The sequence below is a fragment of the Pseudomonas abieticivorans genome (assembly GCF_023509015.1).
GTDB classification, from domain to species: Bacteria; Pseudomonadota; Gammaproteobacteria; order Pseudomonadales; family Pseudomonadaceae; genus Aquipseudomonas; species Aquipseudomonas abieticivorans.
In genome coordinates this window covers 292,302-309,732 of sequence record NZ_CP094975.1, presented here as the reverse complement: position 1 = coordinate 309,732, position 17,431 = coordinate 292,302, and the positions used below count along the sequence as shown (strand labels likewise).

Genomic DNA, 17,431 nt, shown 5'->3' with positions numbered 1-17,431 from the left:
TCAGCTCACCTTGGGCGCGTGGGTGATACGCGGGTCGAGGATGGGGTACAGCAGGTCCACCAGCAGGTTGACCAACACGAAGGCGGCGGCCGACACCGTGACCACCGCCAGCACCACCGGAATGTCCTGGCGCAGCACGGCTTCTTGCACCAGTCGGCCGACGCCGTTGCGGGCGAAAATGGTTTCCACCAGCACAGCGCCCGATACGGTATTGCCCACCTGCAGGCCGATCAGCGTCAGCAGCGGCAGGGCGGCGTTGCGAAAGCCGTGGCGCGCCTGCACCTGGGCGCGGGTCAGGCCCTTGGCGAAGGCGGTGACGATGTAGGGCTCGCGCCACACGTCCAGAAAGCCGCGCTGCAGCACCTGGGCGTACACCGCGGCGCTGGGGATCGCCAGGGTCACGGCTGGCAGCACCAGGCTGGCGAAACCCTGGCTGCCGGTGGCCGGGAACCAACCCAGGGTAAAGGCAAATACCTGGATCAGCAGCAGGCCCATCCAGAACACCGGCACCGAAAAGCCCAGCGCCGGCAAGCGTGCCAGGGCGGTTTTCAAGGGCTGCCAGCGCACGTAGGCGGCCAGGTACGCCAGGCCGATGCCGCCCAGCAACGACAGCACGATGGCCGAGCCTGCCAACGCCAAGGTCTGCGGCAAGCGTTCGGCCAACACCGAGGTCACCGGCCGGTTGAGCGTGAGCGACTGCCCCAGGTCACCGTGCAGCACGCCCCACAACAGTTGGAAGTAACGCTGCACCAGGCCCTGGTCCAACCCGTAGAAGGCCCGCGCCTTGGCCAGTTGTTCGGGGCTCAGCGCGTCGATCTCCATGCCTGAGGCGCTGAGCATGATCGACAGCGGATCGCCCGGCAGCAGGTACAGGATGAAATAAGTGATGGTGTAGGCGCCCCACAGCACCAGCACGGCCTGGCCGATACGGCCGAGCAGGTAGCGGTTCATGGCTTGATCTCGATGTCATTGAGGAAGGCAAAGCCCTCCGCGCTCCAGTGGAAGTTGCTCACCCGTGGCGAGGTGGCGGCCTGCCACACGCGTTCGTACACCGGGATGGCCGAGCCCTGATCGATCAACAGGTCTTGCAACTCGCCGTAGGCTTGGGCGCGGCTGTCCGGGGCGGTGGCGGTCAGGCCGGCGTCGAACAGCGCCTGGGCCTTGCCCAGCGTGGCCGGTGGGTAGATGTTGGTGGCCAGGGTCGAGCTGTTGGCGCTGCGCGGGTCGAGGATGGTTTGCAGCACGATCGGGTCGGCGCGGGTCATGTAGGCGTAGGTCAGGTCATAGTTGCCCGAGGCGTTGGCCGCGGCCCATTCGGCGGTGGTCTGCACCCGCAGCTTGAGTTCGATGCCAACCTTGCGCAGTTGGTCCTGGATCAGCACGTCGCCGGCGGTTTCCTTACCGGCCAGGTTGTACACCAGGCTCAGGCGCTTGCCGTCCTTGTAGCGGTACTGGTCTTGCCCGGTCAGCCAGCCGGCCTGGTCCAGCAGCTTGGCCGCGCCTTGCGGGTCGTAGTCGAGCTTGTGGCCTTGGCTGCGAAAGTACGGCGTGGTCACGTCGTACACCCCGTCCACCACCGGGAAGGCCGGGTTGTAGAGGGTGGCGGCGTAGGTCTTGCGGTCGATGGCTTTCAGCACCGCCAGGCGCACGTCGCCGTCGCCCAGGATGCGGTTGCCACGGGTGTTGGGGTACAGGTTCCAGGCCGGGCCCGGCAGCGAGCGGCTCTGGATGGTCGCCTTCTTGCTTTGCAGCAGCGTCAGGTCGACGTCGGAGAACGGGTTGCGCGGCCACAGGATGTCCACCTGGCCCTGCAGGAACTGGCCGTTGCGCACGCTTTCTTCGGGCACGTAGCTGACCTCGATGGCCGACAGGTGGGACTCGCCCTTGTTCTGCACGTTGGCCGAGGGCCAGGCATAGCCGGCACGTTTGACCAACCGCAGGCCGGCTTCGGGGGTGTAGTGCTCCAGCACGAACGGCCCGCTGCCGATGATCGCCCCCAGCGAGCGCTCCTTGGCAGTGTGGCGATAGGACTCGGGCGCCAGGATGCCCAGGTTGGTGGTGGAGGTGGCTTGCAAGAAGCCTGCGTTGGGCCGCGCCAGCACCAGCTTGATGGTCTGCGGGTCGATGATTTCGGCGTGCTCGTAACCGGCCAGGTAGGTCGCGCCAAAGGTGCTCGGCAATTCGCTGGCGAAGGCCTTGTCACTGTCGAAAGCGGTTTTCACGGCCTGCGCGTCGAAGGCCTCGCCGTTGCTGAAGGTCACACCCTTGCGCAAGTGAAAGGTGTACTCGCGGGCATCGTCGCTAATGTCCCAGCGCTCGGCCAGCCAGGGGATGATCTTGCCGGTTTGCGGGTCTTGGTCGGTGAGCGACTCGACCACGTTGCGCAGCACCACCCGGTGCTCCAGCCAGTAGACCTGGAAAGGGTCCAGGCTGACCAGTTGGGTGTTGTCGCCGAAGAAGGCGATTTTCAGGGTGCTGGCCGCCGCTGCGTCCGGCGTTGACGGTGAGCAGCCTGGCAGGGCCAGGCCCAGTGCCAGGAGGATGGCCGCGCTGGCCAGGGTTCGTTGCAGCTTCAAGGGCGCTACCTCGGTCAAGGGGGGGGTAAGCGCGCCACCGTGCGGCGGCGCGGCCGGGTGGGTCAGAAGTCGTAGGCGAGCTTGGTGTACCAGTAGCCGCCACCGGGGTAGAACGGCGGGTTGCCATAGGCCGCCAGGCCCAGGCTGCTGTACACGGCGTGCTTGTCGGGGCGCACGTCGAAGATGTTGGTACCGCCGATGCTGGCGGTCAGGTGGTCGAAGAAGGTGTAGGCAATGTCCAGGTCGGTGATCCATTTTGCGCCGAAGCTGCGGTCCCCGCTGGGGTTTACCGCCAAGGTCTTGACCGAGCCGTAGCGGGTGGTCTGCAGGTTCACCGCCAGGTCGTCGAGTTTCCAGTTGGCACCCACGATCCACTTGGTCTTGGGCGAGGCTTCGGTCAGGTCGCCTTCGCGGTCGCGGCCCACCAGGGTGACCCCGGAGCCTGCCAGCGAGGCCGGCGTGTCGCGCATGTCCTCGATGGTGGTTTTGTTGTAGTTGAACCCCAGGCTCCAGCGCACATCGCCCAAGGCATCGAGCGGCGTGGTGTGGTCGGCCACGATGTCCAGGCCCCGGGTGCGGGTGTCGAAGGCGTTGGTGTAGTAGTTGACCCAGGTACCGCTGGCCACGCCCTGGGACTGCAAAATGCCGTTGATCACGCCGTTGCCCTGGTCGTAGATGTTGCTGGTGAGGGCGATGCGGTCGTCGATGTCGATCAGGTAGGCGTCTGCCGTCACGCTGGTGCGCGGCGCTGGTTGCCAGGTCAGGCCCAGCCCCAGGTTGCGGGATTTCTCGGGCTTGAGGTCATCGCCACCCAAGGCCTTGGCCAGGCTGCTGCTTGAGGGCGTGAGGCGGGTCACGGCCGGTACCACGTTGCCGTTCACATCCGTGGCCACGCGGTTGTCGGCCACGGTGTAGCCGATCTGGGTCAGGGACGGCGCACGGAAACCGGTGCCCACGGTGCCGCGCACCGCGACGGTGTCGGTCAGTTCATAGCGCGAGTTCACTTTAAGGCCAAAGGTGTTGCCCGAATCGTCATCGTAATGTTCGATGCGCCCGGCCACGTCGACGAACCAGCGCTCGGTGAGGTCAAAGCCCAGGTCCAGGTAACCGGCGTAGTTGTTGCGGATCAGGCTGACTTCGTCTTCCGGGCGGATGGTCACGGCGGCCTGGGCGCCGGAGGCGGCGGGGTAGGTGCCGGTGATGTAGGCGTCGGGCTCGCCGGCAAAGGTGCGAAAGCGCTCCCAGCGATGCTCCAGGCCCGCTGACACTTGCACTGGCGAGGTCAGGTTGAACAGGCTGTCGTAGTGGCGGGTGAAGTCCAGGTTGTTGACCCACTGCTCGAAGCGAAAGGTAGCCAAATTGCTGAAGCTGGTGGGCGAAGCGGTGCCCAGGGACGGGTTCAGGTTCAGGTCGCTGGAGTGGTGCACGTTGTTGCGCCCGTAGGTGGTGCTCAGGTCCCAGTTCCAGTTGGCCAGTTCGCCTTTGCCGCCAAACAGGAACTGGTAGTCGGTGTCCTTGATGTTGTTGAGCGGGAAGTAGCCGTCCGGGAAAATCTCTGGCACCGACGCGGTGCCGTTGGGCAGGCGGTAGTAGTTGGCGGCCTCGGCGTCACGCTCGCCGTAGGTGCTGAAGGAGTACAGGGTGACGTCATCCAGCGGCAGTTCGGCGTTGTAGGCCAGGTTGAAGGCCTTGAGGTCCGGGTCGCCGTTCTTGATCGCCACATGGTCCCAGGCGGCTTGCTTGGCCGGGTCGTTGTAGGCTTTCACGGTACTGTCGGCCTTGTCGTTCCACGACGCCTCGCCGCGTTTGCGCGCATCGGCCGCCAGGTGGAAAAAGCCGCTTTCGCCGAGTTTGAAGCCCTCGTCGCCGGCCACTTTCAGGGTTTCGCCCTGGCCGGAATACAACTTGCCGTAGCTGGTTTCCAGGTGGCCACCGCTGTCGGTGGCCTTGAGGATGATGTTGATCACCCCCGCCACGGCGTCAGAGCCGTACTGGGCGGCGGCGCTGTCCTTGAGAATTTCGATGTGGTCCACGGCGCTCACCGGGATCAGGTCGATGTCCACGGCATTGGCGCCGCTGTTGTCGATCGAGCCACGTTGACCGACCGCGCCGTTGTGCCGGCGCTTGCCGTTGACCAGCACCAAGGTATAGGTCGGGCCCAGGCTGCGGTTGCTTAAGGGGCGGGTGACGGAGTTGTAGCCGGCGATGTTGGTGCCGAAGTTGAACGAGGGCAGCAGCTTGGAAATCGCCTCGGACAGCTCCGCGCGGCCAGTCTTGAGCAGTTGGTCACTGTTGATGATATCGATGGGCGCCGGGCTGTCGGCCACGGTGCGCTGCTGGCCGCGCACGCCGGTGGAAATCACCGTCACGGCATTGAGTTTGGTGTCTTCGGCCGCCGCGTCGGCGAACGGCGCGACGGCGCTCAGCAGCAGCGAGGCGGTCAGGGCTGACAGCGGGAATTGCTTGGCAGGGCCGTTTGAGTATGCGTCTGGCATGGGGGGCAGCGTCCATTAAAACTGGCACTGGCCCTTGGTGTGGGTACAGCTTCAATAGCCTGAAGGTGGTGTGTTCGGCGAGCAACGATGTCGTCTGTGGTGGATAGTATTTGCATAACAAACTGTGTGGAAATTCTTTTTTGGTATATGTATATTATTCTTTATTTGCATTTATGTATTATTGATTATGTATTTAATTAATGTTTTTGAGCTGCGAGCTGTAACGATTCTGCGGCGCGCCCTGGCCTAAGTGGCCGCGCCGGGGGTGCCCCCCCGGCGCTAACGGCGCTGCGCAAGCCGCTAGCCAAACCGCAGGCGCGTTTCCTGCGCCACCTGAGTGTAGGGCTTGAGCACGCTGAGCAGGATGGCGCTGGCCAGCAGGTAGCCACTGGCACAAATCACCAGCGCCCAGCGCAGCGCGTTGGCACCGGCCAGTTGGCCCAGGTGATCGCTGAGCACGCCGACCGCCAGCGGGCCGAAACCGGCACCCAGCGCCATGATGCCGAAGTTGTACACCGCGATCAGCGTGGCGCGCCGCGCCGGGGCGATCAGTTGGGCGATGGCGGTGTAGCTGGGGGCCATCCACCACATGCCAAACACCGACATGCCGAACATGAAAGCGGCGGCGCGGGGGATATGCAACGCGCCCAGCAGCCAGGGCGAGCCAGCCGGGTACAGGGCGAAACCGGCGGCCATCGGGAAGGCCAACAGGGCGCCGATAATCGGTACCCCCAGTTGCCAGCGTGAATCGCGTCGCCCCAGGTGCGCGGTCAGCCAGCCGCTGGACAGCGAGCCGATGATGGCGCCGGGGCCTGCCACCAAGCCCATGAGCGTGCCGGCGTCCTTGAGGGTGAGCCCGTGGGTACGCACCAAAAAGGCCGTGCTCCAGATGCTGAAGGCATACCCGGAAAAGGCCAGCAGCGCGCCGGCGCAGGCGATGCGCACAAAAGGGCTGCACTGCCACGCGCCGCGCAGCACAGGCCACAGCGATTCGTGAGGGGTGGAGCCGGCCGTGGGCGACTCCCACGTACCCCGGCGTGGCTCCCAACCGCTCAAGCGCAACAGCACGGCGGTCACCAGCCCCGGTACGGCCACCCACACGAAGGCCTGCCGCCAGCCATAGTCATAAGCGATCCAGGCGCCCGCGCTCAGGCCCAGCAATGCACCAATGGGCGCGCCCAGCATGAACACGCTGATGGCCTTGGCGCGCTGATGAGGCGGGTACAGATCGGCGATCATCGACATCGAGGCGGCGCCGCTGCCCGATTCGCCAATGGCCACCCCCAGGCGTGCCAGCGCCAGGCCCCAATAGCTGGTGGCGCAGCCGCACAGCAGGGTCATGGCGCTCCAGCCGGCACAGCACAGCCCGATCAGGTTGCGGCGGTTGGCTCGGTCGGCGAAGCGGCCGATCGGGATGGCAAACAGGCAATACACCAAGGAAAACCCAAGCCCGGTGAGCAGGCCGATCTGCGTGTCGGTGACATGGAACTCAGCCTTGATGGGCTCGATGACGATGCCCATGATCTGACGGTCGATCAGGCTGACGGCCGAGACCATGAACAACAGAAACAACGTGTAGTGGCGGCGCCAGCCGCGAGCCTGCGTGCTCATGCGTGGACGCTCCCCTGGTGTGCCGGGTGGGTGTCGTGCCGGGGCAGGCCCCAAGGGTAGTGGTGCTCCAGTTGCCCGGCCAGTTGAAACAGCCGGCCTTCCTGGCAGGCCGCCGCGGTGAACATCATGCCGATCGGCAGGCCGTCGCGGCTGGCGCCCGATGGCACGGACATCGCCGGCTGGCCACTGACGTTGGCCAACACGGTGAAGCCGATGCTGCCGACGATGTGCCGAACGTAGTCCTCGTAGCGGTTCTGCAGGCTGAGCAAGCCTAGGGGCGGGGTCAGGTGAGCCGTTACCGGTGACAGGATCAGGTCGATGTCGTCGAAAACCGCCTCCATCTTCAGCCCCACCAGCTCGAAGGTGCGGCGGGCGCGGTATAACTGCTCGGCGGTCGCGCTGCTGGCCTGGTTTAGCACATGGCGCGTCACTGGCTCCAGGGCGTGCGCATCCATCGGCCTGCCCAACGCGGCCTCGCGGTCGCGCACTGCCGTCAGTAAGGTCACGCCGCTGGTGGCACCGTGGGCACCGTACAGCTGTTGGGCATCGACGGGCAGCGTCAAGGGGCGCACCTGATGACCTAGCGCTTGCAGCCGCTCGACGGTCTGTTGCAGTACCGCCTGTATGTCTGGGTGCAACGGCGTGCCGGTCAAGTCGTCGCTGACCACGCCGATGCGCAAGGCGTGGGGTGCGCGCCGTACCTCCTCGCCGAAGGGCCGCGCTGGTTGTGCCAGCCAGTAGGGGCTGCCACGTTCATGGCCATGGCTGACATCCAGCAGCAGCGCCGAGTCGCGTACGCTGCGCGACACCACATGCCCGCAGCTGGCGCCAAACCAGCCTTCGAAGCTGGCCGGGCCCTGTGGGTTGCGGTAGCGGGTGGGCTTCATGCCGAACACACCGCAATAGGACGCGGGAATACGAATCGAGCCGCCGCCGTCGGTGGCATGGGCCACCGGCACGATGCCCGCTGCAACGGCCGCCGCCGCACCACCCGATGAGCCGCCGGCGCTGTAGCCCGGTCGCCATGGGTTGCCCGTGGCCCCCCACAGGGCGGACTCGGTGGTGGTGGTCATGCCGAACTCGGGGCTGGCGGTCTTGCCGAACACCAGCATGCCGGCTTCCAGGTAGCGCTCGACCACGGTGCTATTGGCTTGCGCTGGCGGGGTATCGGCCAGCAAGCACGAGCCGTTGGTGGTCACGGTGCCTGCCAGGTAGGTGTTCAGGTCCTTGAGCAGCATCGGCACGCCGGCCAGCGCGCCCTGGCGCTCGGTACCGGCGGCCTGGCGGGCGCGCAACTGGTCGAACGCCAGCTGATCGTGGCGCATCACCACGGCGTTGACCTGCGGGTTGAGCTGCTCACAGCGCTCGATGGCGGCGTGCAGCAACGCCTGTGCTTGCAGCGTGCCGTTGCGCACACCTTCGGCCATGGCGGTGGCGTCCAGCGCCAGATAATCGGCCTGGGACAAAAACGCAGTTGCATCAAGGGTCATGGGCAAATCCTCGGGTACAGAGGCCCGCTCCGGCAAACCTCAGGGTTTGCAAGCCGGGGTATCTTGAGTGAAAGAGGCGTGACTGGCGAGCGCTATCAGAACAGCAAGTTGAGCGACTCCTGCAGCAACAGCGCATCGCCGTGCACCGGCGTAAACACCGGGTTACGGGTATAGGTCAAGCCGCTGATCAGGTAGACGCCGGGCAGCACCCGGGCGGCGTATGAAGCAGTGGCTGCCAGCGTGTAGCCGGCGCTGTCCATGCCATAGCCCGCGTACAGGTCACGCAACTCTTTGCTGTAGTAACTCTTGGTAACGCCCACCGCCATCATGTCTGCCGGGCGGCTGGCGAAGGGGCCGACATTGAAGGCCGTCAATTGGGCGGCCTTGTTGATGGCATTGACCGAGTCCGGCGAGTAGTCGAGCTTGCTGTCCAGGTACCAGCCGCGTGCGTCGCCCCAAGGCTTGCTGACCTGGACCGTGGCCCCCAGGTATAGGCTGTAGTTGTCGGCGGATTTTTCACCCGTCTTGAACTCGGTGTACTGGCTGGTGTTGTACAGGGTGCCCAGCCTGAGCCAAGCGGCATTTTCGCTGGCACTGGCGGCTTGCTTGTAACCCAGTTCGTTGATGAACAGCGCCTTGGCATCGGGCACGTTCAGGCGAAACCCGCTGGGGTTGTCCTTGACGTCCTGGGCGATGCCGCCAGGGCTGGCGCTGCGCGTGAGCGCAAAGCTATTGTAGAAACGCAGGGACGGGTCGCGCACGATCACGTTGACGGTCGGCGTGGGCTCGGTGGCCGACATGCCCACCTGGAAGGGCACCACGCTGCTGGGGCCCAGGGCCGCGGTCGAAGCGTTACCGCCCAGGGCGATGCCGTAGAACAGCCGCACGCCAGGGATAAAGCCATATTCGAGTTCCAACTGTTTATTGAAAAACGACTGGTTGATGGCGAACACGGTCATGGTCGTGACACGCGGGTTGGCCGGCGTATAGTTGGCCCCCACCCACTGCGCAGCCAGGGTGAACTGTGCGTCGTTGGCAAAGCCCAGGCGGGTCAGGTCGTAGGTCAGGTAGGTGCTGAGGGATGCGTTGTAGCTGGGGTTCTGCCCGTTGTACACCTGGGGTTTGGCATTGTGCCCCAGCACATCATAGGTGTAGCCGTTGTAGGAGGTGGCGGTGAAACCAAAGCCATGCTCGGCCAGGGCTTCACGCAAACCGCCCAGTTGTGGGCTGACCCGGGCGCACACCGGCACCGACTTGACGGCGATTTCGGCACGGGTCAGGTAGCGATCGTAATCCAGGCATTTGGGTTTGGCCGGCGCAACCGCCGGGCTGTCGCCGTCTGCCGCGTGGGCAGTCGCCCCGGCGATCCAGGCAAGCGCCAGCAAGCAAGCTTTCATCGAGTAAGGCATGCAACGCATCTTCAACATTTCCCCATCCTTTGGTAATCAAGTAGGACGACACCCAGCGGCGGTTACCCTTGGGTTGTGGCCTCAGTATCCGTGCATTTTCACCACCCGTGCATGGCGCCAACGGCATCTATCGATGGGGCCAGTGAACGCCCCGGTTTGCCTGGCTTGCAGTCAGCTTCTAAGGGCGCTGCACAGCAACCGGTTCAGCGTGGCGCAAGGCTTGCGCAGCCGTGGTGCGAACGGAGGGTGGCGTGCCTTTGGGCAGTGCGGTTCAGCGTTTGTGACGCTGCCAATGGGCGGTTATCACCCGGGCCAATTCCTGGATGCCGGGCACGATGGCATCCATGTCAATCGAGCCGAACCCCAGGCGCAGGGCCGGGTTGGCCTTGCCGGTTTCGGCGGCCAGGTAAAATGCATTGCCAGGATCAAACAACACGCCCTTGGCCAACCCTTCGCCGTACAGCTGCGTCAGGTCATGGCAATGGGGCAGTTGCAACCAGAGCGTGGCGCCGCCAGTGGGGGGGATAAAGCTTGCCTGGGGCAGGTATTCGCGCAGCGCGCGGGTGATCAATGCGGCGCGCTGCGCCAGTTTTTCGCGGGCCTGTTGCAGCAACCGGTCGTAGTGGCCCTGCTCGATGAACAGCGCTGCGGTCACCTGGTTGTTGCCGGGGATCTGCCGGATCATCATCCGTTGCAGTTGGCGCAGTCGTTCGATGACCGGCGCCGGGGCGACGATGTAACCGATGCACAACCCCGGTGACAACAGTTTGGACAGACTGCTGAGGTAGATGACCCGGTCATGGCGGTCCAGCGCCTTGAGCGCTGGCAATGCCTGGCCGTCGTATTGGGTTTCGGGGTCGTCATCGTCCTCGATGATCACCTGATCGTGTTGCGCGGCCAGGCTCAGTAAGGTGGCCCGGCGTTGCGCGCTCAAGGTGACCCCGGTTGGGCACTGGTAGGCAGGCGTGCAATACAGGTAGTCACACCCAGCGTAATGTGCGCTCGGCACCACGCCTTGCTCGTCCACTGGCAACGGCACGATCCTGGCACCGTTGTAGGCAAAGACGTTGCGCGGGTCCATGTAGCCGGGGTCTTCGACGGCGACGCTGACACCCTCGCGCACCAGCAGCCGGGCCAGCAGGTAGAAGCTTTGCTGGCGGCCCAGGGTCAGCAGCACTTGCTCGCCAGTGGCGGCAATGCCACGGCGCGGCAGTACCCGGCGGATGAGTTGGTCGATCAGTTGCGCGCTGGCCACCTGTTCGCCTTCCTGCCACCAACGGTCGACGGCCTTGCGCTCGTTTGCCTGACGGTTGCACTGGCGCCACTGCGAAAGGGGAAATTGGCGCGGGTCGAATTGCCCGTAAACAAACGGATAGCGCACCCGCCGCCAAACGGTGGGGCGGTCGGCCCACGCCACGCTCTGGTCCATGGCCTTGAGGCGGTGGCCCCAATCGGGCAACGCGCTGGTGGCGGGCGCGGGTTCATGGGCGACCTGGGTCGGGGTAATATCGGCGCTGACAAAAAAGCCATCGCGCAGGCGGGACTCAATATAGCCCTCGCAGCTCAACCGCTCGTAGACCAGCACGGCGGTGTTGCGGGAAACACCCGTCAGTTGCGCCAAGTCCCGGCCCGAAGGCAGGCGCGTGCCGGCGGGCAGCCGGCCGTCCAGGATTGCCGTGACGAAGGCGGTGCACAGTTGCACCTGCAGCGGCTCGTCGTCACGTCGGGTTTTGGGCAACAGTTGGCGCCACATCAAGTCGTGCTTACCGGCGCGTGTCAGGGTCTTGTTCACGGGGCCTTACATCAATGATGATGGCGATGCCCGCCACCCGCGGCTCTGTTTAAGATTTCAGACAGAGCCTAACCCAGGACTCTGTTCGGCGCTACGTGGGGGGCTGGCTTAGCGCTCACACCTTGCCTTTCCACGGCACCAGCCGGCGTTCCAGCCAACGCATGCCGAGGTCGAACAACAGGGCCATCGCGCCGATCACCAGGATGCCCATGATCACCACGTCCGTGGCCATGAACTTGGACGCGGTCAGCACCATGAAACCCAGCCCCGCCGTGGCGGCGACCATTTCGGCGGCCACCAGGGTGGTCCAGCCGAAGCCGATGGCGATGCGCATGCCGGTGAGCACCTCGGGCAGGGCCGCCGGCATGATCACGTGGCGCAGCACCTGGCCGCGGCTGGCGCCCATGGAGTAGGCCGCGTGGATCTGCTCGATGGCCACCGACTTGACCCCGGCACGGGCGCTGAGTGCCAAGGGGGCGAACATCGCCAGGTAGATCAGCAGCACCTTGGAGCCTTCGCCGATACCCATCCAGATCACCACCAGCGGCAGGTACGCCAGCGGCGGCAACGGCCGATAAAACTCTACCAACGGATCAAAGATGCCCCGGGCCACACGGTTGACGCCCATCAGGATGCCGATCGGAATGGCCGTCAGCACGGCCAACACAAACGCGCCGAATACCCGCAGAGCACTCCAGCCGATGTGGCTGAGCAGGGTGGCATCGGCAAAGCCTTCGCCGGCCACATTCACGAACTGCGCCCACACCGCCTGGGGTGAAGGCAGGAACAGCGGCTTGATCCAGTTCGCGTTGGTCGCCAGGTACCAGGCGGCCAGCATCACCCCGATCGTCACCAGGCTGAGCACCAGGCTGGAGCCATTGCCGGGCGCCCCGTACTGTTCGCCAGGGCGCGCGGGTGCGGCCCGGCGCAGTTCATTGAAGGCGCGCAAAACGGCATGGCGTTGCTTATCGTCGAACAGGCTCATGCGGCTTCCTCATCACCGTGGATAATGCTCAGCACCTGCTCGCGCAAGGCAATGAAGTCCGGGCTGGATTTCACCGCGCGGGCGTCCTGGCCCGCGAGGAAGCGCCGACCGAAGTCGAGCGCAAACTCGTGGGTGATGCGCCCCGGGCGCGGCGACATGATGATCAACCGCGTGGCCATGAACAGCGCTTCCTCGACGTCGTGGGTAATGAAAAACATCATCTTGCCCGTGCGCTCCCAGATCTGCAGGATCAGTTCCTGCAGGCGTTCGCGGGTCAATGCATCGAGGGCGCCGAGGGGCTCGTCAAGCAGCAGCATTTGCGGGTCGTTGGTCAGCGCCCGGGCGATGCCGACCCGTTGCTGCATGCCGCCGGAAAGCTGGTACACGGCATGCCCGGCGAAGTCGGCCAGGCCTGTCAGTTGCAGGAAGTGCCGCGCTCGCCCTTCGCGCTCGGCGCGGGCCACACCACGCAGTTTCAGGCCGAAGGCGACGTTGTCGAGCACGTTGAGCCAGGGCAGCAGCGCGTGTTTCTGGAACACCACCCCGCGCTCGGCGCCTGGCCCGCTGACCTGGTCGCGCAACTGCGCGGCCCGGGAAGTCTGCTGCGGGACCTGGCCCTGGAAGTCGCCCAGGGTGATCAGGCCAGTGCTGGGTTGAATGAAGCCGGCCATCAGGTTAAGCAAGGTGGTCTTACCACACCCTGATGCGCCCAGGGCGACCACGAAGTCGCCGCTGGCGATGTCCAGGTTCACCCCGGAGAGCGCCGTCACCGGTGGGCTTTTTTTCTGTCCCGGGTAGTGCACCGAAACGTCATGTATTTTCAGGCTCAGGCCCATGGCTGTCTCCTGGTTGGGGGCGGCGCTCGGCCGCCCGGGGCTTTGGGTCACTGCGCCGCCTGGACGAAGCTGGGGTTGATCGCCACGCTGTAGTCGGGCAGCACCGCCGGGATTTTCTTCTGGTCCTTGAGGAAGGCCGCCGTGGCTGCCAGGGCCTTGGCGGCGCCGCCGTCCTTGCCATCGCCCAACCAGTTGTTGCCGGCCTGTTCGGCAGCCAGCGGGAATTGGTACAAAGCCAGCACCGGCGGAACGTCGTCGGGCTTGGCGCCCGATTGGCGGGCCACGTTAATCACCTGTGGCGAGTCGGCGGTCCAGCTTTTGGGGGCCTGCACGTAGTCGGCCGTGCTGGCTTGCAAGACCTGGGTCAAGGCCTGCATGCCGGCCGCGTTGGCAGCGGCAAACTTACGGTCTACCACGATGCCGTCGAAGGTGGCCTTGCCCCACTGGGTCAATTGGCCCGACGTCAGCAGCACGTGGCCGGTTTGTTTGAGCCTACCCAGCGCCGGGTCCCAGATGAACGCGGCGTCGATGTCGCCCCGTGCCCAGGCCGCCGGGATGTCCGAGGGTTGCAGGTTGATGACCTTGACCTTGCCGCTCAGGCCGAATTGCTCCAGGGCAAACAGCGCATGAAAGTGGGTGGTGGAGACGAAGGGCACCGCCAGGGTCTTGCCGGCCAGGTCCTGGGGCGCGACGATGCCGCTGCCATCGCGCACCACCAGGGCTTCAGCGTCGTTGATGTTGTCCAGGATCCAGAACAGCTGGGCGTCCACCCCTCGGCTCACGGCGGCCGCGATCGGGCTGCTGCCGGCCACACCGATCTGCACGTCGCCTGAGGCCATGGCCATCATCACGTCACCGCCGCTGTCGAAGTTGCGCCACTTGATGTCCCAACCGGTAGCCTTCTCGAACTGCTTTTGGGCGATGGCGTTCTTCCAGGGCGCAAACATGCTTTGTACCCCGATGGTCACCGTCTGTGCCTGGGCATTGGCGGCAAGGCCCAGGGTCAGCACGGTAAAGGGCAACAGCAGGGAGCGTCGAATCCATTGCAGGGGCTTGAGCATGATGAAACTCCGATAGGGGAATGCATTGACTGCGCAACCCATCCTAGAGGCGGCCCGCCGCTTGCTTTAGATCCAGTTGCCCCGGCCTTTGGTACCAGAGGCCGGGCGGGGCCTTGCGGGGCAAGGCATGCAGCAAACCAGGCGCGCCATAAGGGGGCGCCGGCCACGGAGCAGGAACCATGTTGGAGCGTTATTTCCGACCCTTCGAAGCGGGGCGCGGCCTGCAGGAGCAACTGCGCGAAAGCTTGCTCAATGCCATCCTCGATGGGGCCCTGGCGCCCAGTGACGCCATGCCTTCGTCGCGCAAATTGTGTGAACTGCTCAAGGTGTCGCGCAACACCGTGGTGCTGGTTTACGAACAACTGGTCCAGGACGGCTACCTCACGCCGTCGGATCGCCGCGGTTATTTCATCAATGAAAAATTTTTGCGCCAGCAGCTCAACATCAGCCTGCGGCCGCGCGCGCAGACCTTGTTCGAACGGCCGGACCATGCCCCGAACTGGGAGCGGCGGTTGCAGACCGAGTCGGCGCAGATGCGTGCCATCGTCAAACCGCGCAATTGGCGGGACTATCGCTACCCCTTTATCTACGGGCAGGTGGAGGCCGACGAACAGACCGCCGCGCGCTGGCGCGATTGTGCGCGCATCGCCGCCAGCGGGGCGCACATGCGCAGCTGGGTTGACGACCAGGTCATGCTCGATGACCCACTGCTGGTGGATCAGATCATTGCGCGCGTGCTGCCCAAGCGCGGCATCAAGGCGCGTCCCGAGCAGGTGTTGGTAACCATCGGTACGCAGAACTCGCTGTACATGCTGGCCCGCCTGCTGGGCCGGCCAGGCCTGGTAATGGGCCTGGAAGACCCGGGCTACGTCGATGCACGCAACATTTTCAGCTTGAGCGGCTGCGACTTGCGCGCATTGCGAATCGACCGCCAGGGCTTGGTGGTGAGCGAGCAGTTGCAGGGCTGCGAGATGCTGTTCTGTACGCCCAGCCATCAGTCACCGACCGGGGTCACGATGCCGCTTTATCGGCGCCTGGAGCTGTTGGCCAGTGCCCGCGAACATGACTTTTTGATCATCGAGGACGACTACGAAAGCGAGCAGAACTTTCTGGGCAGTAACCACCCGGCGCTCAAGAGTTATGACGACAGTGGACGGGTGGTCTACCTGGGCAGCCTGACCAAAAGCCTGTTACCGGGGGTGCGCCTGGGGTTCATTGTCGCCGATGACGAATTGGTCCATGAACTGCGTGCATTGCGCCGCTACATGTACCGTCACCCACCGTCGAACAACCAGCGCATCCTCGCGTTGTTTTTGGCCATGGGGCACTACGATGCCCATGCTCGGCGACTGCGTGACCGGCTGGCGCGCAAGTGGCGGGTAATCAGCCGTGCACTGGCCGAGCACTTGCCGCAATGCCACGCCAGCGGCATGGCGGGAGGCTCGTCGATCTGGGTCACGGGGCCTGCGTGGCTGGACGCCTGGGCGCTGCAACGCCAGGTGGCGCGGCGGGGGGTATTGATCGAGCCGGGTGACATTCACTTTCTGGGTGAAGGCCGCCCGGTCTGCCATTTTCGCCTGGGCTTCGGCGCCATTGCCGAAGACCAGATCGAGGCGGGCATTGCTGCCCTGGGGCAGGCATGGCGTGAACTGCATCAACCCGAGTGGGTTTAAAGCGTTTCACAGGCCAAGGTGGCCTTGAGTATCTCGAACATCGCATCCACTTCGCTGCGGCTGGCCACCAGTGCCGGGGCGAATATGATTGCGTCGCCGGTGGTCTTCACATGCAGGCCGGCGTCATACAGCGCGCGTTGCACCTGGGCGCCCTTGGCCCCTGGCGTGGCGCCGGGGGTCAACTGGATGCCACTGAGCAGGCCGTAGCCGCGCAGGTCGCTGACGTGCGGCAGGCCACGCAGGCCGCTCAGTGACTCCAGAAAGTGCGGCGCCAACTGTCGACCGCGGCCGAACAAGTCTTCGTCACGGTAGATATTCAATGACGCCAATGCCGCCGCGCAGGCCACCGGGTGGCCAGAGTAGGTGTAGCCGTGAAACAGCTCTGGCCCCTGGCCTTGGCTTGCAGCCACCACGGTTTCATAGATCGACTGGTCGACCGCGACCGCGCCCATTGGTACGGCGCCGTTGGTCAAGGCTTTGGCCATGGTGATGATGTCCGGTTTGACCGCGAAGCTCTGCGCCGCGAAAGCCTCGCCGGTGCGGCCGAAACCGGTGATCACTTCGTCGAACACCAACAGGATGCCGTGCGTGTCGCAGATATCGCGCAGGCGCTTGAGGTAGCCGGCCGGAGGCACGTAGACGCCGATGGAGCCGGCGATCGGTTCGACAAAACAGGCGGCAATGCTGTCGGCGCCGTGGGTGGCGATGATGCGTTCAAGGTCGCAGGCCAGGTCTTCGCCCTGGGCCGGCTCACCCAGTTGGTAGCGCTGCTGTTCCTGCCAGGTGTGGCGCATGTGGCTGACGTGGGGCAGGCCGCCGGTGGCAAATGCCTGGCGGTTGCGCATCATCCCGGACAGCGCCACGCCGCCGAAATTGACCCCATGGTAGGCCCATTCCCGCGAGACGAAGCGGGTGCGCTGAGCCTGGCCGCGAGCACGGTGGTAGGCCAGGGCGATTTTCATGGCACTGTCCACAGACTCGGATCCTGAGTTGGTGAAAAACAGTTTATCAAGCCCCTTGGGCAGCAGTTCGCTCAAGCGTTCGGCCAGTTCGAAGGACAGCGGCGAAGCGCGCTGGAAGTGCGGGGTGAAGTCCAGCGTCAAGAGTTGCTTGCACACCGCTTCTGCGATCTCGGTGCGACCATGCCCGGCCGCGCTGCAGAACAGCCCGGAACTGCCATCGAGCAGTTCGCGGCCCTCGGCGGTCCAGTAGCGCACGCCCTCGGCACGTACGAACAATTGTGGGGCGCGCTGGAATTCGCGGTTGTCGGTAAAGGGCATCCATTGGTGGTCGAGTGTTCGTTGCCATGGGTCACTCCTGGGGTCGGGCGCAGATTCGCCGGTTGCCAGCAGCCTAGTCATGCAACCCCGGGCTGCTTAGATCCAGATCGGCTTTTCGATGGAGCCAGTTAGGCAGGCACTGGACCCATCGAAATGCCCGACTGGCTCTAAAGGCTCGACAGGGGCGCTGACTAGAGTGGCGCCATTGTCAAAGGAGCGCCGC

12 protein-coding genes are annotated in these 17,431 nt (G+C 64.8%); 1 reads left to right on the top strand and 11 read right to left on the bottom strand.

The window, feature by feature from the left end; all coding sequences use genetic code 11:
• The 10 genes from L9B60_RS01340 to tauA all read right to left on the bottom strand — a co-directional run bounded on the left by L9B60_RS01340 (nt 1) and on the right by tauA (nt 14,255).
• Nucleotides 1–951 carry an ABC transporter permease gene (locus L9B60_RS01340; protein WP_249675380.1) on the bottom strand — a complete coding sequence of 317 codons (951 nt, stop codon included), beginning with the start codon at nt 949–951 and terminating at the stop codon, nt 1–3.
• Nucleotides 948–2,576, bottom strand: coding sequence for an ABC transporter substrate-binding protein (locus L9B60_RS01335; RefSeq protein ID WP_249675377.1), 1,629 nt, complete (start codon nt 2,574–2,576; stop codon nt 948–950). Before L9B60_RS01335 ends, L9B60_RS01340 begins: the two co-directional genes overlap by 4 nt.
• 62 nt (nt 2,577–2,638) lie before the next feature.
• The gene (locus tag L9B60_RS01330; protein ID WP_249675374.1) at nt 2,639–5,071 is read right to left on the bottom strand and encodes a TonB-dependent receptor plug domain-containing protein; all 2,433 of its coding nucleotides are present in this window, start codon (nt 5,069–5,071) and stop codon (nt 2,639–2,641) included.
• A 300-nt stretch (nt 5,072–5,371) separates the two neighbouring features.
• The gene (locus tag L9B60_RS01325) at nt 5,372–6,682 is read right to left on the bottom strand and encodes a spinster family MFS transporter (RefSeq protein ID WP_249675370.1); all 1,311 of its coding nucleotides are present in this window, start codon (nt 6,680–6,682) and stop codon (nt 5,372–5,374) included.
• Nucleotides 6,679–8,172: an amidase gene (locus L9B60_RS01320; protein ID WP_249675368.1), complete on the bottom strand. Its 1,494-nt coding sequence runs from the start codon at nt 8,170–8,172 to the stop codon at nt 6,679–6,681. The genes L9B60_RS01325 and L9B60_RS01320 overlap by 4 nt, the downstream gene beginning before the upstream one ends.
• Before the next feature lie 95 nt (nt 8,173–8,267).
• Nucleotides 8,268–9,599 carry a carbohydrate porin gene (locus L9B60_RS01315; RefSeq protein ID WP_249675366.1) on the bottom strand — a complete coding sequence of 444 codons (1,332 nt, stop codon included), beginning with the start codon at nt 9,597–9,599 and terminating at the stop codon, nt 8,268–8,270.
• A gap of 253 nt (nt 9,600–9,852) precedes the next feature.
• Nucleotides 9,853–11,373, bottom strand: a complete 1,521-nt coding sequence (gene pdxR, locus L9B60_RS01310; RefSeq protein ID WP_249675364.1) for a MocR-like pyridoxine biosynthesis transcription factor PdxR — start codon at nt 11,371–11,373, stop codon at nt 9,853–9,855.
• Nucleotides 11,374–11,488: 115 nt separating this feature from the next.
• Nucleotides 11,489–12,358 carry an ABC transporter permease subunit gene (locus L9B60_RS01305; RefSeq protein WP_249675361.1) on the bottom strand — a complete coding sequence of 290 codons (870 nt, stop codon included), beginning with the start codon at nt 12,356–12,358 and terminating at the stop codon, nt 11,489–11,491.
• Nucleotides 12,355–13,194, bottom strand: a complete 840-nt coding sequence (locus L9B60_RS01300; protein ID WP_249675359.1) for a taurine ABC transporter ATP-binding protein — start codon at nt 13,192–13,194, stop codon at nt 12,355–12,357. The genes L9B60_RS01305 and L9B60_RS01300 overlap by 4 nt, the downstream gene beginning before the upstream one ends.
• Nucleotides 13,195–13,241: 47 nt before the next feature.
• A complete protein-coding gene (gene tauA, locus L9B60_RS01295; protein WP_249675356.1) occupies nt 13,242–14,255 on the bottom strand; it encodes a taurine ABC transporter substrate-binding protein in 1,014 nt (337 codons plus the stop codon).
• 179 nt (nt 14,256–14,434) lie between these two features.
• Between tauA and pdxR (L9B60_RS01290) the strand changes: the two genes are divergently transcribed.
• A complete protein-coding gene (pdxR, locus tag L9B60_RS01290; RefSeq protein ID WP_249675354.1) occupies nt 14,435–15,928 on the top strand; it encodes a MocR-like pyridoxine biosynthesis transcription factor PdxR in 1,494 nt (497 codons plus the stop codon).
• Here the strand turns inward: pdxR (L9B60_RS01290) and aptA are convergent.
• Nucleotides 15,925–17,289 carry an omega-aminotransferase AptA gene (gene aptA / locus L9B60_RS01285; RefSeq protein WP_498371218.1) on the bottom strand — a complete coding sequence of 455 codons (1,365 nt, stop codon included), beginning with the start codon at nt 17,287–17,289 and terminating at the stop codon, nt 15,925–15,927. The two genes, pdxR (L9B60_RS01290) and aptA, sit on opposite strands and share 4 nt — an antisense overlap.
• Nucleotides 17,290–17,431 lie beyond the last annotated feature (142 nt).

Bases quoted from the DNA above. Each gene is read 5' to 3' on its own strand.
- L9B60_RS01305 (WP_249675361.1), bottom strand. From the start codon at position 12,358: ATGAGCCTGTTCGACGATAAGCAACGCCATGCCGTTTTGCGCGCCTTC.
- tauA (WP_249675356.1), bottom strand. From the start codon at position 14,255: ATGCTCAAGCCCCTGCAATGGATTCGACGCTCCCTGCTGTTGCCCTTT.
- aptA (WP_498371218.1), bottom strand. From the start codon at position 17,289: ATGACTAGGCTGCTGGCAACCGGCGAATCTGCGCCCGACCCCAGGAGT.
- pdxR (WP_249675354.1), top strand. From the start codon at position 14,435: ATGTTGGAGCGTTATTTCCGACCCTTCGAAGCGGGGCGCGGCCTGCAG.
- L9B60_RS01315 (WP_249675366.1), bottom strand. From the start codon at position 9,599: ATGTTGAAGATGCGTTGCATGCCTTACTCGATGAAAGCTTGCTTGCTG.
- L9B60_RS01330 (WP_249675374.1), bottom strand. From the start codon at position 5,071: ATGCCAGACGCATACTCAAACGGCCCTGCCAAGCAATTCCCGCTGTCA.
- L9B60_RS01320 (WP_249675368.1), bottom strand. From the start codon at position 8,172: ATGACCCTTGATGCAACTGCGTTTTTGTCCCAGGCCGATTATCTGGCG.
- L9B60_RS01325 (WP_249675370.1), bottom strand. From the start codon at position 6,682: ATGAGCACGCAGGCTCGCGGCTGGCGCCGCCACTACACGTTGTTTCTG.
- L9B60_RS01300 (WP_249675359.1), bottom strand. From the start codon at position 13,194: ATGGGCCTGAGCCTGAAAATACATGACGTTTCGGTGCACTACCCGGGA.
- L9B60_RS01340 (WP_249675380.1), bottom strand. From the start codon at position 951: ATGAACCGCTACCTGCTCGGCCGTATCGGCCAGGCCGTGCTGGTGCTG.